Source organism: Collinsella aerofaciens, assembly GCF_015554145.1.
GTDB classification, from domain to species: Bacteria; Actinomycetota; Coriobacteriia; order Coriobacteriales; family Coriobacteriaceae; genus Collinsella; species Collinsella aerofaciens_AA.
Genome location: NZ_JADNHZ010000012.1, coordinates 45,032 through 68,667 on the forward strand (window position 1 = coordinate 45,032; position 23,636 = coordinate 68,667).

The window sequence follows — 23,636 nt, forward strand, 5'->3', positions numbered from 1 at the left end:
GCCACAGTGCGACTAAGTGTAGCGCAGGAGGCGTTGTGGGCAGAGGCGAGCGGTACGAAGGGCAAATTGTTGCGGAAAGGTTTCGGAAATGGGGGCTGTTTGCTCCATAACGGCCTAGTTGATACTACTCATATAGCGCCATTTCAAAACTATGCCTATTTACTACGTTTAACCGCCCACCTCCAACCACAACAAATTTCACTCCAACAAAACCGCAGGTAGATAGCTTGCGCTTTTTCAGAAACAGCTGTTATGGTCGGGGATGCCGGATTCATCGTAGTAATTAGGCATAGTTTTTGGCAAAGCCGCTTCGAAAGGCATCATCGCAGCCCAAAACGATACCTTTTCCTTCGTCCCCAAGGGATCAGATTGCCGCTTAGGAGCGTTTGCAGCGTCGAGCGGTTACGGCGTTTTACCAAACGCCGTAACTTAATAAGTTTGGTACCTTGACATTTATTTCTTGCACTCCTAAATTAGTTAGGCACAAAACAATTTCACTACCTAACTAAAGAAAGGAGCGACACCATGTGCGATGACCACATCGGCCTCTGCCCCCACACGCCGGGCGGCGACCCCCATGAACCCGCAGATGCGCCCGCGGCACAGTCCCAATCAGACGCGCTCGCCAAGCACATCCTAAACGGGCTGGGCTTCTGCGGCCACTTTCTGCACTTTCACGGCGGCGGCGCCTCGGGAAAGGCCCCCATCGTCTGCTTGCTCGCCAAGCAGCCAAACGGCGAGATGTCACAGCAGGAACTAGGCCTGCACTTTGATCTTAAGCCCGGTTCGCTTTCCGAGATTCTCTCCAAGATCGAATGCGCCGGCCTTATCGAGCGCAGCCGCAATCCCAAAGACCGGCGGCAGCTCACCATTCGCCTGACCGAAGCGGGATGGGAAAAGGCCCACGTAGAGCAGGCAGCCCGCATTCGCTTTAGAGAGCAGGCCTTTAGCGCGCTCACCCATGACGAGCGCGAGGACCTCGCCGAAATGCTCGATAAAATCCGCGTAACCTGGGAGGAACTGGATGATTAAAACCCTCATGGGCAGCATCCGCGACTATATGAAAGTCACCGTTGCCACGCCGTTGCTCGTGCTTGGCGAGGTGCTCTGCGAGATGCTGATTCCATTCATCACCGCCAACCTGATCGACGCTATCAAAGACGGCGCCACCGTAGCCGAGATGCTTCCCACCGCAGGCTTTTTGGTGCTCATCGCGCTGACGTCGCTTGCTTTTGGCGCCGCGGCCGGCGTCACCTGCAGCCATGCGAGCTGCGGGTTCGCCAAGAACCTGCGTCACGACCTGTTCTACAAGATCCAGACGTTCAGCTTTGCCAACATCGATGAGTTCTCGAGTTCCTCACTCGTCACGCGTCTGACCACCGACATCAACAACGTTCAGCAGGCCTTTATGATGATCATCCGTATCGCCGTGCGCGCGCCGCTGGTCTTGATCTTCGCCTTTACCATGGCATTTATCATGGGCGGCAGCGTCGCCATGGTCTACCTGGTCATCATTCCGCTGCTGGGCTTTGGACTGTTCTTTATCATCTTTAAGGTGCGCCCCATCTTCTCGCGCGTGTTCCACAAGTACGATGCCCTTAACGAGTCCGTCGAGGAAAACGTCACCGGCATGCGCGTGGTCAAGAGCTATGTGCGCGAAGACTTTGAGAAGGAGAAGTTCGCGACCGCCGCGCGCGACGTCCAGATGGACTTCACCCGCGCCGAGAAGCTGCTCGCCTTTAACAACCCCATGATGAACATCTGCGTCAACGGCGCGTTTGTCGTCATCATCTACCTGGGCTCCAAGCTCATCATCACAAGCCAGGGCACGCTGTTCGACGTGGGCCAGCTCTCCTCGACCTTTACCTATGGTTTCCAGATTCTCATGAGCCTGATGCAGCTGTCGATGATCTTTGTCATGGTGACCATGGCCGACGAATCGGCCCACCGCATTGCCGAGGTGCTGGCCGCCGAGCCCACGATCGCCGATCCCGCCGAGCCCGTGCTCGAGGTTGCCGACGGTTCCATCGACTTTGACCACGTGAGTTTTAAGTATTCCAAGCATGCGAAGCGCCAGGCGCTCGACGATATCGACCTGCACATTACGAGCGGCGAGACCATCGGCATCATCGGCGGCACCGGCTCGGCCAAGTCCACGCTCGTCAACCTCATCGCCCGCCTGTACGACACCACCGAAGGCGCTGTGCGCGTGGGCGGCGTGGACGTGCGCGACTACGACCTGGACGCGCTGCGTCACCAGGTCGCCATGGTGCTGCAGAAAAACGTGCTGTTTAGCGGCACCATCGCCGAGAACCTGCGTTGGGGCGACCCGAACGCCACCGACGAGGAAGTCCGCGAGGCAGCTCATCTGGCCTGCGCCGACGAGTTTGTCGACGGTTTCCCCAAGGGCTACGACACCTGGATCGAACAGGGCGGCTCTAATGTTTCGGGCGGTCAGAAGCAGCGCCTGTGCATTGCACGCGCCCTGCTGCGTCGCCCCAAGATCTTGATCCTGGACGACTCCACCAGCGCCGTCGACACCAAGACCGACGCAAAGATTCGCGCAGGTCTGGCAAGCTATCTGCCCAACACGACCAAGATCATCATCGCCCAGCGCATCAGCTCCGTGCAGGACGCAGACCGCATCATTGTCATGGAGGGCGGCCGCATCGCACAGATCGGCAACCACGAAGAGCTGCTCAAGACGAGCGAGATCTACCGCGAGACCTTTACCTCGCAAAACAAGATGTCTGCCGAAGGTACGCAAGACGCCGGCGACGTCTCTGGCGACGCGAACACGGCGGCAGACAACACCGACATGACCGCAACGCAAGCTCAGACCCAGGAAGGAGGCGAGGCCCATGAGTAAGGCAACGACCGCCGAGCGCGCGCTCAACCGCAAGGGCGGCACCATGTCGCGCCTCATCAAGACGCTCTTTGGCTTCTATCCCGTGCTTTTGCCCCTCGTCGTCGCCGGCGTGGTGCTCTGCGCCATCATCAACTCCATCGGCGCGACCTTCCTGCAGAGCGCCCTGCAAATTATTGGCGAATCGTGGCAGTCGGGCGATTGGGAAGCCGCGCAGCCCAAGATCGCACAGCTCGTGACCACCCTCGCCTGCATCTACGGCGTCGGCGTCCTGTCCTCGCTCTTCTGGAACCGCGCCATGGCTATCGTCACGCAGGGCTCGCTGGAGAAGCTGCGCGAGATGATGTTCAACCGCATGCAGGACCTGCCGATCCGCTACTTCGACACGCACCAGCGCGGCGATATCATGAGCCACTACACCAACGACATCGACACGCTGCGTCAGATGATCAGCCAGTCGCTGCCCAACCTGCTCATGACGATCATCATCATCGTCACGGTGTTCTTTATCATGCTGTACTACAGCGTGTGGATGTGCCTGGTCATCATCGCCGGCGTCGCCTTTATGACCTTTATGACCAAGCTGCTCGGCTCCAACTCCGCGCGCTTCTTCATTGCGCAGCAGACCGAGCTCGGCGTGGTCGAGGGCCATATCGAGGAGGTCATGAACGGCCAGAAGGTCGTCAAGGCGTTCTGCCACGAGCCTGCCGCCGAGGCCGATTTTGACGAGCGCAACGAAAAGCTCTTCGAGGTCTCCCAGAAGGCCAACATGTACGCCAACATCCTCATGCCCATCCTTATGAACCTGGGCAACCTGCTCTACGTGCTGGTCGCACTGGCGGGCGGCATTTTCCTGGCGCTGGGCGTGCCCAACCTGAGCATCTCGGGCATGGCGCTGTCCATCGCCGTCGTGGTGCCGTTCCTCAACATGACCAAGCAGTTCTGCGGACAGATCGGCCAGATCTCGCAGCAGATCAACGCCGTGGTCATGGGCCTCGCCGGCGCCGACCGCATCTTTGAGCTCATCGACGAGAAGCCCGAGGCCGACGAAGGCTACGTGACGCTCGTCAACGCACAGGTGAACCCCGAGACTTGGGAGTTCGAGGAGGCTGACCACCACACCGGCATGTGGGCGTGGAAACATCCGCACCGCGCAACCGGCGAGATCGAGTACGTCCCGCTGCGCGGCGACTTGGTCATGGACAACGTCGACTTTGGCTACACCCCCGACCACGAGGTCCTGCACGGCGTGTCCGTGTTTGCCAAGCCGGGTCAGAAGGTCGCGTTTGTCGGCGCCACCGGTGCCGGTAAGACGACCATCACCAACCTCATCAACCGCTTCTATGACATCGCCGACGGCAAGATTCGCTACGACGGCATCAACGTCAATAAGATCCGCAAGGCCGATCTGCGCCGCTCGCTGGGCGTCGTGCTGCAGGACGTGAACCTGTTCACCGGCACCGTGATGGACAACATCCGCTACGGCAACCTGGATGCGACCGACGAGGAGTGCATCGCGGCGGCCAAGCTCGCGGGCGCAGACGACTTTATCACCCGCCTGCCCGACGGCTACGACACGATGCTCACCGGCAACGGCGCACAGCTGTCGCAGGGCCAGCGTCAGCTAATTTCGATCGCCCGCGCCGCCGTCGCCGATCCGCCGGCGATGATTCTAGACGAGGCCACGAGCTCCATCGACACCCGCACCGAGGCCATCGTGCAGGCGGGCATGGATAAGCTCATGGAGGGCCGCACGACGTTTGTCATCGCACACCGCCTGTCCACCGTGCGTAACTCCGACGCGATCATCTGTCTGGACCACGGCCGTATCATCGAGCGCGGCAACCACGACGAACTGATCGCCAAGCGCGGGTATTACTACCAGCTCTACACCGGAGCGTTTGAGCTGGAGTAGGACCGATTACTGACGGAGGGTGCCCCGGGGACGGGCGGGGTATTTCCTCCGTGCTCAAACATTCTCGCTGCGCTGCGAAACTGCGCGCGGAGGAAATACCCCGCCGCCCCCGGGGCACCCTCCTGCGCGCAATCAGCCAGCCATTTAGAACGGGGTGAAAGTTTGTGAGGCCCTGGCCAAATGGCCAGGGCCTCTTTTTGTAGCCGTCCTCTGTTACAGGCTACCGGTCCTCGCGTTGCGGACCGGCTGCCTCGGCCGTCTTTATGCGGTTCTTGTCGATGTACATGTTTTTGTCGGCCTGGGAAAAGAGCTCGCGCATCGTGGGCGGTTCATCATAATCACTAGAAAGCGCATAACCCACCGCATAGCTGATAGGCATGTCGGGGTGGGCCTCGGAATACTCGTTCACGCTCACACTAATCCGAGCGAGACAGGACTCCACGGCAGACCGATCGGCATCCCACAGCACCGCGATAAACTCATCGCCGCCGTCGCGACCCACAAAGCAGGTCTCTGACGCCACACGCCCCAGCTGATGGGCAAAAGAACGAATGTATTCGTCGCCTTTCTCGTTGCCAAAGCGGTTATTGACCGTATGCAGATTATTTAGATCGAAGACACACAGCGCAACGGGCGCTTCAGCGGAAACGGGATGCTCCTGGCCCAAGATTTCCTCGCACTTGTTCTTGTTGGGCAGTCCCGTAGCTTCGTCGAGATAAACTTTGCTCTGCAGCTCGCGATTGAGTGCGGCAGTGCGCACCGCGCGAACAAGTTCGACCGCAAAGGTCGTCACCAAGCCCACGATGTCGATGATCACCAAGCCCTCGAGATAGTTGAGCGCCGTAGCCTTCTCCTGGGAGTAGTCCTCAGCGAGCCTCGTGGCATCGTCACAAATACCAAAGAACTCCTCGCTCATGGCAATGATGTCGGTGTTCTCGTAGCCGACTTCGCGCACGCGGGTAATCTCGGTTCGAAGCTCGTCAAAATAGCTCGCGAGTTCGGTCATCCTTGCCTGATACTCATCGTCATCCAGACGGACGAGATTGAGGTCGTCGCTTCCGTAGCGCAAACCATTAATGTATGAATCAACGGCCTTGAGCAGGTCGTCTTGTGGCTGGCCTGCGTCCTCGAGCTTAACGATTCGCTGCGTGGTGCCGCGCACCAGACCGGCGTAGTTGACCACGCGCGCCGTGCCCTGGATGTCGGAGACGAGCAGCATAACATTGATGAAGAAGAAGATGAGAACTGCCGTGAGCACCATCATGAGCAGACGCATCGCCCGGCTGGCTTTCTTGGCGACAGAAGTATTCACAAGTTCACTCCCCCAAATGACAAAAGCACAGGTGATACGCAGTGTGCTGAAATTCACGTGAGGTCAACTCTACCAGATGATTTTTCTAGGACGGGGATTAAAGAATCATCGACACGATAGCTATTTGAGAAGTTGTGCCATGGCGTTGACGAATTTTTGGACTTGGAGGGTGGGCTCAAGCGGGTAGTGCAAGAAGACCGGCACCTCGCGGCCGCATAGGAACGGCACGCCCACAAAGGCCGGGTGCACACCCGACCATGCGCCGCAGGTGAGCACCGCGTCACCCTTTTCCTCGGCTTCGTTAAAGAGCGCAAAGTCGAAGTTATCCACATCGATCACGTCCACGCCGCCGTCTGCCAAAAGATCGATACGCAGGCTGTCCATAGCGTCGTTGCCGTGGCGGAGCACGCGCAGGCGCATGCCCTCCAAGTCGGCGACCGTAATGCGTGTCTTGCGCGCCAGCGGGCTCGTGCGCGGCACGTCGATATAAAACGGCACGTTAACGATGCGAAGCTTTTGGCAGGCGTCGCCCCAGCGCGGGGTAGAAAAACTCGACTGCACCACATCCACCTCGCGGCCCAAGCTGCGCATGACGGATTCGCGCTCGTCATAGAGATCGCTTACCGGCACGATCTCAAATCGCAGAGACGGTTCCAGATCGTGGATGCCCGACCACATCGACAGCGTCTGGCGCCCCGGGCACATCATCGACACACCCAGGCGCACGGCACCGCCATCGCCCGCCGCGCGTCGGGCGCGGCGCAGCGCGTCCTCGGATTGGCGCATGATCGAGCGCGCGTCGTCCACCAGCAGCGCGCCCGCCGGCGTCACCTTGACGCCCGAATGTGAGCGCTCAAACAGCGTGATGCCAAACTCGGCCTCGAATCCCGACACCTGTTTGACAAGCGCCGGGGTCGACACGCGCAGTTTTGCCGCCGCACGCGAGAAACTTCCCAGCTCCGCGGCGGCCGTTATTGCCTCGAGTCGTCGATCGTACACGTCAATCTCCCGTTTCCAGACGTATGTCCATGCGCTGCCGAAGGAGGTTGTTTTGGCAGGCCACACACTCAATAAGGACCAGTCGTCTTGCAAGCTATAAACCATAGGTTTACGCCATTCTAACAAATATGCAATTCACCTGCGCGAACGCTAAGCATACGATAACCAGCGAAAACCACGTGGGTCGGTTAATGGGAGCGACCCACCGGGAGGCACAAGAAGGGAAGTTCCTATGAGCAATTGGCTTAAGCTCGAGGGCGATGTCTGCGCCGTGACTGGCGCGCTCGGCGGCATGGGCGTCGAGATTTGCCGAGAGTTCGCCCGCAATGGCGCTAACGTCGTCCTGCTCGACCTGGACGAGGAGAAGGTCAAGGCCGCTGCCGCCGACCTTGCTGCCGAGTTTGGCATTCACGCCGAGGGCTACAAGATGAACGCCACCGACGAGGCCGAGGTTCAGGCCGCCGTCGACGCCACCATCGCCAACTTCGGCCGCGTCGACGTTCTCGTCAACACCGCCGGCATCCTGCGCTTCGCAGCCATGGAGGACCTGCCGCTCTCCGACTGGAACGAGGTCATCAACGTCAACCTCACCGGCTACTTCATCACCTCGCAGCGCTTTGGTCGCGAGATGATCAAGGCCGGCCAGGGCCGCCTGGTGCACATCTCGACCGTTGCCAGCCACTCTCCCGAGACGTTCTCGGGCGTGTACAGCTCCACCAAGGCCGGCGTCAACATGATGTCCAAGATGCTCGCCGCCGAGTGGGGCCCCTACGGCGTGCGCTCTAACTGCGTCGAGCCTTGCTTCGTTAAGACCCCGATGTCGGCCAACTTCTACGCCGACCCCGAGGTCGAAAAGAGCCGCAGCCGTCTGATCGCCACGCGCCGCATCGGCGAGGTCAGCGATATCGCCAACGCCGTCATGTTCCTGGCGTCCACGCGCTCAGACTTTACCACCGGCGACGCCATCAAGGTCGACGGCGGCTTCTCCAACATGATGGGCGACCTCACCGCCAAGCCCGGCGGCCGTCGCGCCTATGCCGACAATTACCTCAAGAACAAGGGTGTCGAGCTTTGGTCCGATGAGTCCGGCGTCGCCAAGCCGACCGACCAGTAAACCAACCCGGTAGAAAGGGGCGCGGGGCAAGCACCTCAGCGGCGTTTGCCCCTCCCCTCCCCCCGCATCGATTAGAAAGAGTCCCATGGCTTCCACCAACTCCAACAAGGGTCGCGCCGTCGTGCTTTCCGCCGCGTGCGTCACCATGTTCTTCATCAGCTCCATCGCGCTGTACTCCGTCGTGTCCAAGAACCTGCTCGCCGTCTACCCCGAGTGGTCCAGCGCCCTTACCTGGGCCTTCCCGGTCTTTCAGACCATCATGGCCGTGACGGGCATCTTCGCCGGCCGCATCTCCGATAAGATCGGCCCGCGCAACGTCATGATCGCTGCCGCCGTGTGCTACGGCGTGGGCTGGTTCATGTCCGGCACCGTCACCGAGCCGTGGCAGTTCTACCTGTGGTTCTCGCTCGTCGCCGCCATCGGCAACGGCCTGGGCTACAACCCCGCGCTCACCACCGGCCAAAAGTGGTTCATCGACAAAAAGGGCCTCGCCTCCGGCATCACCCTGGCCGCTTCGACCGCCGGCCCCGCCGTGCTGTCCCCGGTGCTCGCCTCGCTGCTCATCCCGAGCCTTGGCATCTTTGGCGCCCTTAAGGCACTCGGCGTCATCTTCTTTGTGACGATCGCCGCCTCCGCCCTGTTCCTGAAGGCCCCCGAGGCCGGTTGGCTGCCCGAGGGCTTCGAGGCCCCCAAGGGCGGCGCGCACGCCGGCACCTTCGGCGACCTCACCCCGGGCGAGATGGTCAAAACCCCGCGCTTCTGGGTCCTCATCGCCACCTTCGCCTTCGCCGCCACCGCGGGCACCCTGCTTGTGGGCAAGGTTGCCTCCATCGCCGCTGTCCAGCTCTTCGCCGACCCCACGAGCGCCGCGGCCGTCGCCCTCGGCGGCGTGGTCGTCTCCGTCAACACCTGCGCCAACCTGGTCGGCCGTCTGTCCTTTGGCCAGATCATCGACAAGCTCGGCGCCTACAAGTCGCTGCTCATCAGCCTTGTCGTCACCATCGTCGCGCTCGTCATCATGTCGATGAGCTTTACGCAGAGCATGTTCTTTGTGGCACTCGCCCTGCTCGGCTTTAGCTTTGGCGCCCTGCTCGTCATCTACCCGCCGCTCACCGGTGGCGCCTTTGGCACCAGCAACATCGGCGTCAACTACGGCATCATGTTTTTGGGCTACGCCGCTTCTACCTGGATCAGCCAGCCCATCACCGCCGTGCTGTATCACGCCGAGGCCGGCAGCGCCGCCTACCAGCAGTCCTTCTACGGCGCCATCGTGATCGCCGCCATCGCCGTCGTGCTCACCGTCTACATGATGGTCTCCGACAGCAAAAAGAAGTCCGCCTAGTTTTATCGATGCGGCAAAGGGACTGTCCCTTTGCCGCATTCCGCCAGCCACCAGTATTAAGGAGTCGAAATGTCTGAGCTCAACCCCGTCCGCATTGCCGTCATCGGCGCCGGCGCCATGGGCCGCAACCACATCCGCTTTGTCACCGAGGAGCCCGAGGCCGAGCTCGTCGCCATCGCCGACGCCTTTGAGGGCGCCCGTGCCACGGCCGAGGCCGCCGGCGTGCCGTTCTTTACCGATCCCGCCCAGATGATGGACGAGGTCAAGCCCGAGGCCGTCATCATCGCCACCCCCAACGACCTGCACCTGGGCGTTGCCCGCGAGGCCATTAAGCGCAACATCGTGCCGCTGGTCGAAAAGCCGATCTCCAACGATCTCGAGGATGCCCAGGCCTTCGCCGCCGAGGCCGAGACCGCCGGTGTGCCCGTGCTCGTGGGTCAGCACCGTCGCCACAACCCGTTTGTGAACAAGGCCAAGGAGATCATCGAGTCCGGCGAGCTGGGTAAGCTCACCGTGTCGAGCTTCCACTACATGATCTATAAGAACGACGAGTACTTCGATGTCGAGTGGCGCCGCAAGAAGGGTGCCGGCCCGATCCTGGTCAACCTAGTGCACGACGTCGACCTGCTCCGTTACCTGCTGGGCGAGCCCGTTGCCGTCCAGGGCATGCAGTCCAGCGCCGCCCGCGGTTTTGAGACCGAGGACTCCGCCGTGGTCAACGTCCGCTTTGCCGATGGCGCGCTCGCGAGCATGACCATCTCCGACGCCACCGCCAGCCCCTGGAACTGGGAGGCAACCGCTCGCGAGGACCCGCAGTACCGTCCCTTCGACGCCGACGCCTACTTTATCGGCGGCACCAAGGGCGCCCTGTCGCTGCCCCGCCTGCACCAGTTCTCCTACGATGGCGCCTCCAACTGGCACAAGCCGCTGCAGATGGAGATTCCGGCCGTCGACCCAGCGCTGCCGCACAAGATGCAGCTCAAGCACTTTGTGAAGGTCGTCCGCCGCGAGGTCGAGCCCGTCGTGACCCCCGCCGACAACGTCAAGACGCTCACGCTGCTTAACGCCATCAAGGAGGCCGCCGAGACCGGTCAGCTCGTCGAGCTGTAATGCCTTAAGAGCGGCCGCGGCGGAAACCCCATGCCGAGCCCCTCGGTCCGCCACAAATAAGCCCCTCTTCTTTGCCCCGCGAGCAGCCTCCTGCCCGCGGGGCATTTTGCTACCTTGCCGACGATTTTTCTGGGGCGGGGGCTATTTTGCACCTCGGCTTGATTCGTTCGCCACGAAACGCGCCTATCTACTACGTTTAACCGATCGCCCTTAACCATGCCAAATTTCGCGAAATAAAAGCCGCAGGTAGACGGCTTGCGTATTCTCGGAAAACCGGGGGATGGTCGACCCATACGGTTCAAACGTAGTAGATAGGCCGCTTTCGTGGCGCGGCCCCAAAACAGTCTTTTGGGGCGGGTGGTATCCTTGGTAGCCCTGTGCTGCAAACGCACCTTAAACGCAAGGAGTCCCATGGATCTTATCGCCCAGCTCGCCCGCGAGCTCAACCTTAAGGCCGCCAACGTCGAGGCGGCCGTCAAGCTCATCGACGAGGGCAACACCATCCCATTTATCTCGCGCTACCGCAAGGAAGCCACGGGCGGCATGGACGACGTCGCCCTGCGCGCACTCGACGAGCGCCTGTCCTACCTGCGCAATCTTGAGCAGCGTAAAGAGGACGTCATTCTGCTCATCGACGCCCAAGGCAAGCTCACGCCCGAGCTCGAGGCACAGATCCGCGAGGCCACGCAGCTCCAGCGTGTCGAGGACCTCTACAAGCCCTACCGCAAAAAGCGCATGACCCGCGCGCAGAAGGCCCGCGAGGCAGGCCTGGAGCCGCTTGCCAATATGATCATCATGCAGGCCTCGGCCAAGGGCAGCGCGCTCGACGCCGCCACGGCATACGTCAACGGGGAGGCCGGCTTCGACACGCCCGAGAAGGCGCTCGCCGGCGCCGCCGACATCGTGGCCGAGACGGTGGCCGAAGACCCTGAGAACGTCGCCGACCTGCGCGCCTTTACGCAAAACACCGCCGATATCGTCGTCGAGGCCACCGACCCCACCGAGAAGACCCCCTACGAGCCGTACTACAGCTATGACGAACCGCTGCGCCGCATCCCTAACCACCGTGTGCTGGCTATCGACCGCGGTGAGCGCGAGGGCAAGCTCCGCGTGCGCGTGAACGTCGACGGCGCCGCCGCCACGGCACGCCTCGGCAGCCGTTGGCCCCGACGCCAGGGCGTCTTCGCGCCTGTCTTCGATGCCGCCATCGGCGACGGCTACAAGCGCCTCATGGCCCCCTCACTGGAGCGCGAGGCCCGCGCCAAGCTCACCGTTCGCGCCCAGACCGAGGCCATCAACGTCTTTGCGAAGAATCTCGAGGGCCTGCTCTCGGCACGCCCCGTCCGCGGCGCCCGCGTGCTCGCGCTCGACCCGGGCTACCGCACCGGCTGCAAGGTCGCCGTCATGGACGAGACCGGCAAGTTACTCGACCACGGCGTGGTCTACCCCACCAAGCCGCGCCACGACGTCGCCGGCACCAAGCGCGAGCTCGCCCGCCTCGTCAAGAAGGACGGCGTCAACACCATCGTCATCGGCAACGGCACCGCCAGCCGCGAGACCGAGGAAGTCGTCTCGGAGTTCATTGCCGAGCAGGCGCCCAGCCTTCGCTACACCATCGTTAACGAGGCCGGCGCGTCGGTGTACTCCGCTTCCGAGCTCGCCAGCCAGGAATATCCCGATTTGGACGTCACCGTGCGTGGCGCCATGAGCCTGGGCCGCCGCCTGCAAGACCCGCTGGCAGAGCTCGTCAAGATTCCGCCCCAGTCCATCGGCGTGGGCCAGTACCAGCACGACCTTGACCAGGCTGAGCTCTCGCGCACCCTGGGCCACGTGGTGGAGGACGTCGTCAACCGTGTGGGCGTCGACGTGAACACCGCGAGTGCGAGCCTGCTGGGATACGTATCGGGCATCACGCCGAACGTGGCCAAGAACATCGTGGCCTACCGCGAGGAAAACGGCGCCTTTACCGATCGCCGCCAGCTCAAGAAGGTCCCCAAGCTGGGACCCAAGGCATATCTCAACGCCGCGGGCTTTCTGCGCATCAGCGGCGGTAAGAACCCGCTCGACGCGACAAGCGTCCACCCCGAGAGCTACGAGGTGGCCACATCCGTCTTGGAACGCGCCGGCGTGGCGGCCAATGAACTCGGCCGTGGCGGCGTGCCCGATATCGAGCGCCGCCTGGGAAGCATATCGACGCTGGCAAGCGACCTGGACTGCGGCACCCTCACGCTCATCGACATCGTCAACGAGCTCAAGAAACCCGGCCGCGATCCGCGCGACGATGCGCCCGAGGTGGTCTTTAGCCGCTCGGCGCTTTCCATCGACGACCTGGAACCCGGCATGGAGCTCAAGGGCACGGTGCGCAACGTCGTCGACTTTGGCGCCTTCGTCGACGTGGGCGTGCACCAGGACGGCCTCGTGCACATCTCCAAGCTGGCCAACCGCTTCGTAAAGCACCCGAGCGACGTGGTGCGCGTCGGCGACACGGTGAAGGTATGGGTAGAAAAGGTCGATTGCGACCGCAAGAAGATCTCCCTCACCATGGTGCGGGGGAAGTAAACCGCCAAAGCGAATATCCCCTCTTCGCGGCAAGTGTCGCAAAGAGCGTAGGCGTTCCTCGCGCTCTTTGTCCCTTCGGCAAAGTGGGGTATACTGTCCGCAGTGTGAAAAGCCTTCGGGCTTTTAGCGGCTGCGGGTACCTGTACCTACAGCCGCATTTTTCGTTTTGGAGGAACGATCATGAAGGAGCGCCCGCTCATCCCGGCAGAACAACAGGTCTCCCACCTCGCAGAGCGGGGCGTCCGCTTCGACATAATGAGCCCCAAGGATGCAGTCGCGTTCCTCCGCGACAAGAACTTCTTCTTCAAGGTCAAGGCGTTTGCGAAGTGCTTCTCAACGTATCGTAGCCCAGCGTCGGAGGGCTACGGACGCTACGTCAACCTAGACTTCGCCTACCTCACCGAGCTCACCAGACTCGACCACCACCTCCGCGAGCACATCCTCTCGATGACGCTTGACATCGAGCACTACATGAAGGTCCATCTAAACCGGACGATGATGGACGACGGCGCCGACGGGAAGGAGGTCCTCGACCTCCTTTTCGCCCACGAAAGGCTGCGTAAGGAGAGGATGCTGGAGGAGCGGTTCGATCCAAGCGGGTCAGAAACAGCCGTCGAGAAGATGAAAGCCATCGCCGACCGGCTAGATGGGGTGGGCGGCAGCGAGCGGGTGATGCTCTTCCTCGAGATGCTCCACATCGCCGAGGATCAGACTTTGGGGATAGACCCGGAGCACCTCGAGCGCAGCGTCTCGTACCTCGGAGACTCGAACTACACCCGGGACCTCGCGAATAAGTACGGCAGACGCGAGGACATGTACGTCTGGAACTACCTGGAACTCGTCTCCTTCGGGGGAATCATCGCGCTTTACAAGTTCTACTTCTACGACCTCAGGAGGGAACGCAGCCAGGAGGCCGAATCCGTCAAGCAGCTCCTGTTCCCCGTGAAGGCCCTGCGCAACGCGGCCGCTCATAACGGCAACGTTCTGAACACGATCGGGCAGCGTCTACAGAAGCCCGTCGGCTCCATCGCGACGGCCGCGCGGGAGGAGCTCGGAATCGACCAGGAGCTCGTCGCCCTTACGAAGCGCTTCCCCGTCATCCACGACTTCACCGCACTCGTGCTCTGCTTCGATAGAATTGTCAGCGATGCGGACGCGAGGTCGGAAAAGGCGGCAGGCCTGCGCACCCTGCGCGAGCGCTTCCTTGAGCACGCCGACTATTTCGAAAAGCAGATCGAGCTTGACCGAGGAATCAGGATGCTGGGGGAAGTCATGCGCTCGGGAGCCGATGCCATCTCCTCGAGCTCCCTATAGCTCTTCAGTCCCCTAATAGCCCCTTGCCACTTGGGCCCCGCTCGGACAGAGTGGGTTCGAGTAGGTTCGAGCAACTCAGCAGCAATCCGACTACCCGCTGCATGAAAACCGCAGCTCAGACGCATGACATGCCGTCCCATGAAGCAGCGGGTTCGGGTAAGAGTACGTCCGAGTGGTCAGAGTAGGGCCCGACTTCCCCCTCTTGGCGACGTGCAAAATCGCGAATATTCAGCATCTCTCGATAGCCCCGCGGTGCCTCAGAGAGCCATAAAAGCAAAAACGGCCCCCGTTTTAGCGTCAATTAGAGCCAAAACGGGGGCCGTTCCGTGCTTCAACCAGCTGGTAAAAGCCTTTACCGTGCTGAATATTCGCGATTTTGCACGTCGCCGCAGGGGGTACCCTTGCTTACGGCAGGATATGGAAGCCGAGCGAGGCGATATCCTTAGCGAAACCGCGCACGGTATCGAGCGAGACCTCGTACGGGTCGCGGCCGATGTTCTTACGCTTGGCCAGGATGTTGTTGGGCACCGTGATGATCTGGCAACCGCATCCTTCCGCCTGGTAAATATTGATAAGCTCACGCGTGGACGCCCACAGGACCTCGCAGTTGGGCTTGGCGGCGGCCTTCTTCACCGACTCCGTCATAAACGGAATGGGATCGACGCCGGTGTCAGCGATACGGCCGGCAAAGAGCGAGATGATGGACGGCGTCTCGGCATCAACGGCCTCGACCATCTCGTCGACCTGCGTAGGCGTAAAGATGGTGGTGACGTTGACCTTGATGCCATCGGCCGAAAGCTTGCGCACCAGCTCGGCGGTGGACTCGCCCTTGGTAGTCACGCACGGAATCTTGACGTAGACGTTCTCGGCCCAGGTAGCGATCTCGCGGGCCTCGACCTCCATGGTCTCGACGTCGTCGGCAAAGACCTCAAACGAGACGGACACATCGGTGATGTGGGCCAGGACCTCCTTGGCAAACGCGCGGTAATCCGTCACGCCGCCCTTCTTCATAAGGGACGGGTTGGTCGTGAAACCCTGAACGTTGCCGTTCTCGTACATGTCGAGCATGCCCTCGAGGTTTGCACCGTCAGCGAACACCTTGATTGCCATCTGCCTGATTCCTTTCGCTTGCACATGGGCGATAAACTGCTAAACACTTTATCTACGTTTATCAAGGCGTGAACTGCGGTTTTTTATCTTCTCGGCGAACGGTTTTGCAGATTTACCATTTTTATATCGACGCCCCAGCGGCAAAACGTTTTTGCCGATCATTGCGTTTGATTCCGTTCACGGAACAGAAGCAGCGCCTCGCCGGCTCATATTCACAATCGCTCCAAAGCAAAAAGCGGTGACGCCTCGATTGAGACGTCACCGCTTCCGTGTAGGAGCCGGTTATCGGAGCTCCGCCCGATTAGGGCTTAACGTATGCCTGGATTACTCTTCCTCAACGTGATTGATCACAGCACCCTTGGTGTGGATGAAGTTGGGGACGAAGGCAACGACCAGAAGGACAGCGAGAATCGCGTAGACACCGGTGGTACCGAAGGCCTCGGCAGCGCGGCCAAGCGTAATACCAATGACGGAGAAATCGAAGTCGCCGAACGTAGTGTTCTTGAAGCCAAAGACGCCAAGAACGGGCAGGAGCAGGGCCGGGGCAAAGGTGATGAGCAGGCCGTTGACGAAAGCGCCAAGAGCTGCGCCCTTGCGACCGCCGGTAGCATTGCCGTAGATGCCCGCGGTAGCACCGCAGAAGAAGTGGGGAACCATGCCCGGGATGATGAAGATGCCCAGGGTAGCGCCCACGATGAACATACCGACCACGCCACCGATGAAGGAAGCGACAAAGCCGAGGATAACGGCGGTGGGAGCATAGGGGAAGAAGACAGCGCAGTCGACGGCGGGGATGGCACCGGGGATCAGCTTGTTGGAGATACCCTGGAAAGCCGGGACCAGATCGGCGAGGATCATGCGGACGCCGTTATAGACGATGGTGACACCAACGGCGAAGGACAGAGCACAAGTCAAGGCATAGACGATCACGTTGTCGCCGCCAGCGGTCTTGGTAACGACCGCAGGATCTGCAATGTAAGCGGCGAAAGCGGTAACCAGGTAGAAGAAGGCCATGGTAAGAGCCGTGGAGATGGTAGTGTCGCGCAGGAAGGCGAACTTCTCGGGAACCTCGATCTTCTCGGTGCTGTTCTCCTCGGCGTCCTTAGCAAAAAGCGTACCGACTGCAGCGGAGATGTAATAGGCGAGCGAACCGAAGTGGCCCATGGCGATTTCATCGCCATCGGTAACCTTCTCGGTGAAACGCTGACCAACGGCGGGAAGCATAGCGCTCACGAGGCCCAGGAACATGCCGCCCACGATGACAAGCTGGACATCCTGGAAGCCAGATGCTTGCAGAACGGCAGACAGCAGGCAGGCCATAAACATGCTGTGATGGCCCGTCAGGAAGATGTACTTAAACTTGGTAAAGCGGGCAATGATAATGTTCACGACATAGCCGAGAATCAGGATCATCATGGTCTGAACGCCAAGGACGCTCTGAGCCATCGAAACGACGACCTCGTTGTTGGGCACGACGCCGGTGATGTGGAAACCGGTCTCGATGAAGGTACCCAGCGGAGCAAGGTTCTCCTGAACAACAGCGGCGCCGGCGGACAGCATGATGTAACCAAGAATGGGCTTCAGGGTGCCCGTCATCACCTTGTGGGCAGGACGCTTAAGCGCGACAAGGCCCACAAAGGCAAATAGACCCATAATCCACGCTGGCTTGGTCAGAATCGATTGGATAAACTCAAGTATGGGAAGGATGGCTTGCATCTGCGCTTCCTTTCTCTCTAACGTGGGCGCGTTTCCCTCTTCCACAGGGAACCGCCCTTTTTTGTGCCGCTTTAGGCGTTAGCGGCGGCCGCCTTGATTGCCTCGAGGGCGTCTTCGCGGATCTTCTTCTTGTTCACATAGCTGCGAACGATCACAACGTTGCCGTGGAGCTCGGGGGCGAGTTCCTTAACGGTGATGAACAGATCCGGATTTGCGGAAGAAGCACCGTTCAGGTCCATAGACTCAACGTCGGCCTTGATGCCCTCCTCCTCGCAAAGCTCCTCGACTTTGCCGGCGAGCATCAGGCTGGACCCGATGCCGTTTCCGCATACGGTGATGATATGCATGGCAACCTTCCTCTCCTACACGTGACGGTTTTCCGTCTATCCAAAAGCGGCGACGCATCGCCGTGCCATTAAGGCCTAAAAGAATGAACGCATGGTCTCCAAAACCTGCTCGGGCGTATCACATGCGCTGAGCTTGGCAACGCAGTCCTCGTCCTCGAACATCTGCGAAAGCTCCGCCAAGCAGCCAAGATGAGCCTTGGGGTCGGGTGCGCAAATACCCACGAGCACGTGAACCGGATCGAAATCCTCGTGTCCAAACGCAATGGCTGGGTCAAGCGTGACGATACAGATTCCCGCTTCGCTCACATTGCCATCTGCTTGAGCGTGGGGCATGGCGATGCCCTCTTCCAAGACCATATAGGGGCCGAATTTGTGAACCGATGAAATCATGGCGTCAACATAGCTCTGATCGCATTTGCCAGCGTCTACGAGCAACTTACCGCATGCCCTGATCGCTTCCTCCCAGTCGGAGGCCTCGACGTGGCAGGCAACAAGCTCGGGCTTAAGAAGATCGGTCAGCATGCTCGTCCCCTACTCCTCGGGCAGGATATGAAAACCAAGCGCCTGAATGTCGCGGGCAAAGCCCTTGACCGTATCAAGCGAGTACTCAAGCAAATCTTTCCCGAAATTCTTGCGCTTGGCAAGAAGGGAATTGGGGACCGTAATGATCTGGCATCCAACGGACTCCGCCTGGAAGATATTGAGGACCTCGCGCGTAGACGCCCAGAGAACCTCGGCAGCAGGCTTAACGGCAGCCTTCTTTACGGACTCCGCCATGAGGGGCAGCGGATCGACGCCGGTATCGGCAATGCGACCGGCGAAGATGGACAGAATAGAGGGGGTCTCAGCAGAGACGGCATCGACAAACTCGTCGACCTGCTCGGGCGTGAAGATAGTGGTGACATTCACCTTGATGCCGTCGGCAGAAAGGCGCTTGACCAGCGCGGCAGTGGACTCGCCCTTAGTGTTGAGCGCCGGGATCTTAACGTAGACGTTGTCTGCCCAGGTTGCGATCTCGCGAGCCTCGGCTTCCATACCAGCCTCGTCGTCGGCGAATACCTCAAAAGAAACCGACACATCGGTAATGTGCTCAAGAACCGTCTTGGCAAAAGCGCGGTAGTCAGTCACGCCACCGGCCTTCATAAGGGAAGGATTGGTCGTGAAGCCCTGAACGTTGCCATTGTCATGCATGTCAAGCATGCCTTCGAGGTTAGCGCCGTCGGCAAACACCTTAATCGCCATGTTCGGTCCTTTCTCATCTAGCACTATTGCTATCGAAAGCCTTCTTCTTTGTTTCAAAAGCTTTTCGGCTTTCTTTTATAAACCATTTCAAAAGCTATCGAAAGCTCAATTGTCAACTTTCCGTGAACGGTCGAATATCGGGCGTGAACGTACTTCTTTTGGGCGGCACCTTCAGAATGAGACTCTTTATAGCCCGTTTACGTGCGAACTATCTGCTACGCATGCATTTGTGACATGCCATTCCGTTCTTTTGATTCATTCGAATTTGCCTTGTTCTTTTCATATCGATACGTTATATTTCGATTACGAAAGGCGCATCTTTTACCTTTTGTTCAAAAGGAGCGGCATATGGCATCTACTTCAGACCTTTCACCGGCCGAGCGTCAGCGATTTATCATGAATTGGCTGGCCGAAAAGCCAAATATCTCGGTATCCGACATCGTTCGCCGTTTTTCGGTTTCGGAAGTCACCGCACGGCACGACCTCATCTCGCTGGAATCCGAAGGCAAGCTGCGTCGCGTACGCGGCGGAGCGGTATCGCTTTCTCGCTCCAACGCAATCTCGTATCCCGAGGAGCGCATCAATGTCCAAGTCGAGGCCAAGGAGGCCATCGCCGCAACCGCAGCAACTCTTGTTGATGATGGCGATGTTCTGGTAATTGATATCGGCACCACAGGCTTTTACTTCGCTAAGGCCCTCATGGACAAGCGTGAGATCACCATTATCACCGGCGATCTTGCAATCGCGAACTACGCCAGCTTCAATCTCCCCAATGCTTCGGTAGTGCTGCTGGGCGGCTCCGTGCGCAAGGGGCACCTCTATCTCGCGGGCGCACTGACGCTCGACTGCATGAGCAAACTACATGCCGACAAGGCGTTTGTCAGTGCCGACGGATTCCACCCCGACCACGGTTTTACCGTCGAGCACGACTTCTCGGCCATGATCAAGCATATGTACCTTACCAACTCAAACCAGGGCTACATGATGGTTGACCAGGGAAAGTTCAACAAAACCAGTTTTTATCAGTCCGCGCAGATCGATGACCTCGACGGCATCATCGTTGATGGAGACGACGAGGGCATCATGACGGCGGCGATCGAGAGCAGTCGCAGTCATCCCAAGCTCTATATTGCAAAATAGCTCAAATGGCCGGGTCGCCCCCACTGCGGGCGACCCGGCCATTTATTAAATCAACCCAAAATGCTGCATCGCTGTGACGGTGCCGTCGTGTGCGACGTCGTCGGTCACGTAGTCGGCGATCGCCTTGACCTCGGGCATGGCGTTGCCCATGGCGACAGCCGTCTCGACGGCGGCGAGCATGCCCAGGTCGTTGCCCGAATCGCCAAAGCCAAAGGTGCGCGCGTTGCCGGTGCGGCCCAGATACTCCAGCGCTCGTGCCACGCCCAAGCCCTTGTCGATGCCTTTGGGGCTCAGCTCGCGATTCTGGCCACCGGTGTTGCACAGCTCAAACTCGCGATCGATAAAGCCATCATCGTTGGCTACGCGAGCCAGGTCGCACGCGTTAATGCACACCTTGCCTACGCGCAAGCGGCCATCGACGCGCATCTGATCAACGCCGTGCACCACGCCGGCGCCTAGCAGAAATGACTGTTCGACACCAACTGGCTCAAATGAATAGGTGGCACCGTTCGTCTCGAACAACGCCTCGCCGCCCGCCACAGTAATACGACGCGCGAGCTCCGCGATAACGTCCTCGTCAAAGCAGTCCTCATGCACCACGCGACCCTCGACCTCGAGCGTCGCCCCCGCCATGGCAACGATACCCGCCGGGTTCAGTGCACGCAGGCCATCGGCAATCAGCCACAAGGGGCGACCCGTACAGATAAATGCCCGGTGACCCGCATTGCGCAGTCGACCAAATGCATCGACAACAGCCTTCGACGGATGGACTGCATTGAAGTCCTTATCGGTCATATCGTCGGGATCGAACGACGTCAGTGTGCCGTCCACGTCAAAAAAGAGCACGGCGGAATCGGGGCACGCATCAATCATATGGGTTCCTTTCGAGGATAAGGGCAAACGAAGCATCCATCATATAATGGAGCGACGCAACCAGAGAGGTCACCCATGGAATTTTACGCAAGCTGCCCCGAGGGCTTTGAGTCCGCACTCGCCGATGAGCTTAAACGCCTCGGGCTTTCGCATGTCCGCCGCCTGAAAGGCCGCGCTACATTTGAGGGCGAGCTTGAGCAAGGCTACCGCGCCTGTCTGTGGTCGCGCCTGGCGAGCCGCGTGTTCGTGGTACTCGGGCGCTTTGAGGCGCAGGATGCCGACGAGCTGTACGGCAGCGTTTACGACATCGCCTGGGAGAACATTGTCCGCCCCAGCGCCACCATCGCCATTACCGCCCGCGGCGTGACCGAGCAGCTGCGCAACACGCGCTTCTCGGCCCTGCGTGCCAAAGACGCGCTGTGCGACCGCCTGGCCGAGACCACGGGACGTCGCGCCGATGTCGATGCCGCCGACCCCGATGTTCACCTACTGCTTTCGCTGCGCCAGCGCCGCGCGAGCATAAGCCTAGACCTTTCGGGCGACCCGCTGTTCAAACGCCTGCCGCCCGCTGCGACTCGTGCCGACGAGGGCGCACACGTGTTGCGCCCCGACTACGCCGCCCTGGTGCTGGCGCAGGTCGGCTGGACCGCACTATGCGAGCGCGAGCTGACGGCCGACGATTACGAGAACGAAGCCCTTCCCACGCTGATCGATGCCTCGTGCGCCGGCGGCGGTCTGCTGCTGGAGGCCGTGAACATTCTGACCGACCGCGCCCCGGGCGCCGCACGCGAGCGCTGGGGCTTTGAGGGCTGGCAGCTGCACGATGCCGCCCTGTGGGAGCAGCTGCTTGCCGAGGCGCGCGGGCGCGAGGCGGCAGCGCGCGAGCGCCAGGCGCGCATCGTGGCCGTGGATGTTGACCCCGCCGCCCGCAAGACCGCTGAGCGCATGGTTAAATGTGCCGGCTACAAGCGCTTTGTCGATTTTTGCGCCGCCAAGTCCGCCACCGTACTGGACCACGCGGGCGCTGTCGCCGGCGCCGCCGTGGTCGCGGACACCACCGAGACGCCGCTTTCGCTCATGCACGACGCCATGACGCTCATCGGCGAGCTGCGCCGCGCGCCCGAGCTTGCCGCGGCACCGGTCGCCGCGCTCACCCGCGACGGATTGCTAGCCCGCGCGCTCCACACCGAGCCCGAGTGCTCAATCGCCGTCATGCCCAACAACGAAGAGGCGACCGTCGAAGTCTGGCCTTCACTCGACCACGCCGCCGCAGCGTTTGAGGCTGCGACCAGCGCAAACACCGAGGGCGAGACCGCGGATGCCAACGAAGTCAACGATGAAGCCGCCGCTTCCGCCATGCCCGAGCCTGCCGCCATGCTCGACCTGGGCGACGGCAAGCCGCTGCCCGTGCTCATCCCCGAGTCCGAGCAGTTCGCCAACCGCCTGCGCAAGAATGCCCGTCTGCGCCGCAAGTGGGCCAGGCGCGAGGGCGTGAGCTGCTACCGCGTCTACGATGCCGACCTGCCCGACTACTCCGCCGCTATCGACCTGTACGAGGGTTGCCCGCAGACGCCGGGCCGCTGGCTCGTCATCGCCGAATACGCCGCGCCCAAGACCATCGACCCCGCACTGGCCCAGGCCCGTATGCTCGACATTCTGGCCATCGCGCCGCGCATCCTAGATGTTCCCGCCGAGCATGTGCACGCCAAGGCCCGCATGCGTTCGCGTGGCGGCTCGCAGTACGGCAAGCAGGGCGCCGGCAAGGGCGCATCGGGCGAGCGCGCCAATATCGCGCGTCGTCGCCTGCCGCTCATCGAAGAGGGCGGCCTCACCTTTGCCGTCAACTTTGACGACTACCTGGACGTCGGCATCTTCTTGGACCACCGCGTCACCCGCAACCTGGTGCGCGAGCACGCCAAGCAGGCGCGCCGCTTCCTCAATCTGTTTGCCTACACCGGCACTGCCACCTGCTACGCGGCCGATGGCGGCGTCGAGGAGACCGTGACGGTCGACCTCTCCAATACCTATCTGGACTGGGCCGAGCGCAACATGCGCCAGAACGGCTTTGTGGGGCCTCAGCATCATTTTGTGCGCGACGACGTGCTCGCCTGGATTCGCGACCAGCGCCAGACGCGCAACCGCTGGGACCTGATCTTTGTCGACCCGCCCACGTTCTCGAACTCCTCCAAGATGGGCCGCCGCACCTGGGATGTCCAGCGCGACCATGTTGAGCTTTTGGCCGGCGTATCGCGCCTGCTCGCGCAGGGCGGCCATGCCATCTTTAGCTGCAACCTGCGCGGCTTCCGCCCCGAAACGCGCAAGCTCGCCCGCGCGGGCGTGGTGCTGGAGGACATTACGGCGCAGACCATCCCCGAGGACTTCGCGCGCAACCAGAAGGTGCACCACTGCTACATCGTGCGCCGCCTGCCCATCGAGGACGCCATGGCCGAGGTCGGCTTTAGCGCCGAGGAAATTGCCGAGCGCGTCGAGGAACTACGCAACCCCGAGGCCCGCAAGCCTCGCGCAACGGCGCCCGCGCACGCGCAGGCAGGCGACCGGGGGCCGCGCGGCAACGGCAAGCCTGACTCCGCCGGCAAGCCCAAAAAGAAGAAGTTCTACGCCAGCAAGCCCAAGGGCAAATAACAAAGTTGCGGTGGAATACGGACTGTTTTGCCTG

At 60.8% G+C, this 23,636-nt stretch carries 18 protein-coding genes; 10 read left to right on the top strand and 8 right to left on the bottom strand.

Annotation, left to right across the window (positions count from 1 at the left end):
- Positions 1–525: 525 nt before the first annotated feature.
- Genes I2E13_RS06315 through I2E13_RS06325 form a run of 3 tightly spaced genes read left to right on the top strand, consistent with a single transcriptional unit; the run spans position 526 to position 4,781 of the window.
- Positions 526–1,032 (top strand): MarR family winged helix-turn-helix transcriptional regulator, encoded by a 507-nt coding sequence (locus I2E13_RS06315; RefSeq protein WP_117655367.1) that lies wholly within the window; start codon positions 526–528, stop codon positions 1,030–1,032.
- Positions 1,025–2,869 (top strand): ABC transporter ATP-binding protein, encoded by a 1,845-nt coding sequence (locus I2E13_RS06320; RefSeq protein WP_229057857.1) that lies wholly within the window; start codon positions 1,025–1,027, stop codon positions 2,867–2,869. Before I2E13_RS06315 ends, I2E13_RS06320 begins: the two co-directional genes overlap by 8 nt.
- Complete coding sequence (locus tag I2E13_RS06325) at positions 2,862–4,781, top strand: ABC transporter ATP-binding protein (protein ID WP_195404545.1); 1,920 nt, start codon at positions 2,862–2,864, stop codon at positions 4,779–4,781. Before I2E13_RS06320 ends, I2E13_RS06325 begins: the two co-directional genes overlap by 8 nt.
- 220 nt (positions 4,782–5,001) lie before the next feature.
- On the opposite strand, the gene I2E13_RS11200 is transcribed toward I2E13_RS06325, so the two are convergent.
- Complete coding sequence (locus I2E13_RS11200; protein ID WP_271817616.1) at positions 5,002–6,093, bottom strand: GGDEF domain-containing protein; 1,092 nt, start codon at positions 6,091–6,093, stop codon at positions 5,002–5,004.
- A gap of 120 nt (positions 6,094–6,213) precedes the next feature.
- Entirely contained in the window at positions 6,214–7,092 is an 879-nt protein-coding gene (locus tag I2E13_RS06335) for a LysR family transcriptional regulator (protein ID WP_195404546.1), read from the bottom strand.
- 232 nt (positions 7,093–7,324) lie between these two features.
- Here I2E13_RS06335 and I2E13_RS06340 point away from each other — a divergent pair, with 232 nt between their 5' ends.
- From I2E13_RS06340 to I2E13_RS06360, 5 genes are all read left to right on the top strand, one after another.
- Positions 7,325–8,206, top strand: coding sequence for an SDR family NAD(P)-dependent oxidoreductase (locus I2E13_RS06340; RefSeq protein ID WP_117843256.1), 882 nt, complete (start codon positions 7,325–7,327; stop codon positions 8,204–8,206).
- Between the two features lie 85 nt (positions 8,207–8,291).
- The gene (locus I2E13_RS06345) at positions 8,292–9,548 is read left to right on the top strand and encodes an MFS transporter (protein WP_195404547.1); all 1,257 of its coding nucleotides are present in this window, start codon (positions 8,292–8,294) and stop codon (positions 9,546–9,548) included.
- A 69-nt stretch (positions 9,549–9,617) separates the two neighbouring features.
- Positions 9,618–10,658 (top strand): Gfo/Idh/MocA family protein, encoded by a 1,041-nt coding sequence (locus tag I2E13_RS06350; protein WP_118206225.1) that lies wholly within the window; start codon positions 9,618–9,620, stop codon positions 10,656–10,658.
- Between the two features lie 411 nt (positions 10,659–11,069).
- Positions 11,070–13,217: a Tex family protein gene (locus I2E13_RS06355; RefSeq protein WP_195404548.1), complete on the top strand. Its 2,148-nt coding sequence runs from the start codon at positions 11,070–11,072 to the stop codon at positions 13,215–13,217.
- 180 nt (positions 13,218–13,397) lie between these two features.
- A complete protein-coding gene (locus tag I2E13_RS06360; protein WP_195404549.1) occupies positions 13,398–14,531 on the top strand; it encodes an Abi family protein in 1,134 nt (377 codons plus the stop codon).
- Positions 14,532–14,936: 405 nt separating this feature from the next.
- Here I2E13_RS06360 and I2E13_RS06365 read toward each other — a convergent pair whose 3' ends face one another.
- From I2E13_RS06365 to I2E13_RS06385, 5 genes are all read right to left on the bottom strand, one after another.
- Positions 14,937–15,641 carry a transaldolase gene (locus I2E13_RS06365; RefSeq protein ID WP_195404550.1) on the bottom strand — a complete coding sequence of 235 codons (705 nt, stop codon included), beginning with the start codon at positions 15,639–15,641 and terminating at the stop codon, positions 14,937–14,939.
- A gap of 324 nt (positions 15,642–15,965) precedes the next feature.
- Complete coding sequence (locus I2E13_RS06370) at positions 15,966–17,357, bottom strand: PTS ascorbate transporter subunit IIC (RefSeq protein WP_195404551.1); 1,392 nt, start codon at positions 17,355–17,357, stop codon at positions 15,966–15,968.
- A gap of 71 nt (positions 17,358–17,428) precedes the next feature.
- Positions 17,429–17,704 (bottom strand): PTS sugar transporter subunit IIB, encoded by a 276-nt coding sequence (locus I2E13_RS06375; protein WP_022094539.1) that lies wholly within the window; start codon positions 17,702–17,704, stop codon positions 17,429–17,431.
- A gap of 75 nt (positions 17,705–17,779) precedes the next feature.
- Positions 17,780–18,226: a PTS sugar transporter subunit IIA gene (locus I2E13_RS06380; RefSeq protein WP_089573145.1), complete on the bottom strand. Its 447-nt coding sequence runs from the start codon at positions 18,224–18,226 to the stop codon at positions 17,780–17,782.
- Positions 18,227–18,235: 9 nt separating this feature from the next.
- Positions 18,236–18,946, bottom strand: a complete 711-nt coding sequence (locus I2E13_RS06385; RefSeq protein WP_195404552.1) for a transaldolase — start codon at positions 18,944–18,946, stop codon at positions 18,236–18,238.
- 348 nt (positions 18,947–19,294) lie between these two features.
- Between I2E13_RS06385 and I2E13_RS06390 the strand changes: the two genes are divergently transcribed.
- Positions 19,295–20,086, top strand: coding sequence for a DeoR/GlpR family DNA-binding transcription regulator (locus I2E13_RS06390; protein ID WP_158548938.1), 792 nt, complete (start codon positions 19,295–19,297; stop codon positions 20,084–20,086).
- Between the two features lie 45 nt (positions 20,087–20,131).
- Here I2E13_RS06390 and I2E13_RS06395 read toward each other — a convergent pair whose 3' ends face one another.
- Positions 20,132–20,959 (bottom strand): HAD-IIB family hydrolase, encoded by an 828-nt coding sequence (locus tag I2E13_RS06395; protein WP_195404553.1) that lies wholly within the window; start codon positions 20,957–20,959, stop codon positions 20,132–20,134.
- 75 nt (positions 20,960–21,034) lie between these two features.
- Here I2E13_RS06395 and rlmKL point away from each other — a divergent pair, with 75 nt between their 5' ends.
- Positions 21,035–23,602, top strand: a complete 2,568-nt coding sequence (gene rlmKL / locus I2E13_RS06400; protein ID WP_195404554.1) for a bifunctional 23S rRNA (guanine(2069)-N(7))-methyltransferase RlmK/23S rRNA (guanine(2445)-N(2))-methyltransferase RlmL — start codon at positions 21,035–21,037, stop codon at positions 23,600–23,602.
- Positions 23,603–23,636: the final 34 nt, after the last annotated feature.

Excerpts from the sequence above, each read along its gene's own strand:
- I2E13_RS06315 (WP_117655367.1), top strand. The coding sequence starts at position 526 with ATGTGCGATGACCACATCGGCCTCTGCCCCCACACGCCGGGCGGCGAC.
- I2E13_RS06320 (WP_229057857.1), top strand. The coding sequence starts at position 1,025 with ATGATTAAAACCCTCATGGGCAGCATCCGCGACTATATGAAAGTCACC.
- I2E13_RS06325 (WP_195404545.1), top strand. The coding sequence starts at position 2,862 with ATGAGTAAGGCAACGACCGCCGAGCGCGCGCTCAACCGCAAGGGCGGC.
- I2E13_RS06340 (WP_117843256.1), top strand. The coding sequence starts at position 7,325 with ATGAGCAATTGGCTTAAGCTCGAGGGCGATGTCTGCGCCGTGACTGGC.
- I2E13_RS06345 (WP_195404547.1), top strand. The coding sequence starts at position 8,292 with ATGGCTTCCACCAACTCCAACAAGGGTCGCGCCGTCGTGCTTTCCGCC.
- I2E13_RS06350 (WP_118206225.1), top strand. The coding sequence starts at position 9,618 with ATGTCTGAGCTCAACCCCGTCCGCATTGCCGTCATCGGCGCCGGCGCC.
- I2E13_RS06355 (WP_195404548.1), top strand. The coding sequence starts at position 11,070 with ATGGATCTTATCGCCCAGCTCGCCCGCGAGCTCAACCTTAAGGCCGCC.
- I2E13_RS06360 (WP_195404549.1), top strand. The coding sequence starts at position 13,398 with ATGAAGGAGCGCCCGCTCATCCCGGCAGAACAACAGGTCTCCCACCTC.
- I2E13_RS06365 (WP_195404550.1), bottom strand. The coding sequence starts at position 15,641 with ATGGCAATCAAGGTGTTCGCTGACGGTGCAAACCTCGAGGGCATGCTC.
- I2E13_RS06370 (WP_195404551.1), bottom strand. The coding sequence starts at position 17,357 with ATGCAAGCCATCCTTCCCATACTTGAGTTTATCCAATCGATTCTGACC.
- I2E13_RS06375 (WP_022094539.1), bottom strand. The coding sequence starts at position 17,704 with ATGCATATCATCACCGTATGCGGAAACGGCATCGGGTCCAGCCTGATG.
- I2E13_RS06380 (WP_089573145.1), bottom strand. The coding sequence starts at position 18,226 with ATGCTGACCGATCTTCTTAAGCCCGAGCTTGTTGCCTGCCACGTCGAG.
- I2E13_RS06385 (WP_195404552.1), bottom strand. The coding sequence starts at position 18,946 with ATGGCGATTAAGGTGTTTGCCGACGGCGCTAACCTCGAAGGCATGCTT.
- I2E13_RS06390 (WP_158548938.1), top strand. The coding sequence starts at position 19,295 with ATGGCATCTACTTCAGACCTTTCACCGGCCGAGCGTCAGCGATTTATC.
- I2E13_RS06395 (WP_195404553.1), bottom strand. The coding sequence starts at position 20,959 with ATGATTGATGCGTGCCCCGATTCCGCCGTGCTCTTTTTTGACGTGGAC.
- rlmKL (WP_195404554.1), top strand. The coding sequence starts at position 21,035 with ATGGAATTTTACGCAAGCTGCCCCGAGGGCTTTGAGTCCGCACTCGCC.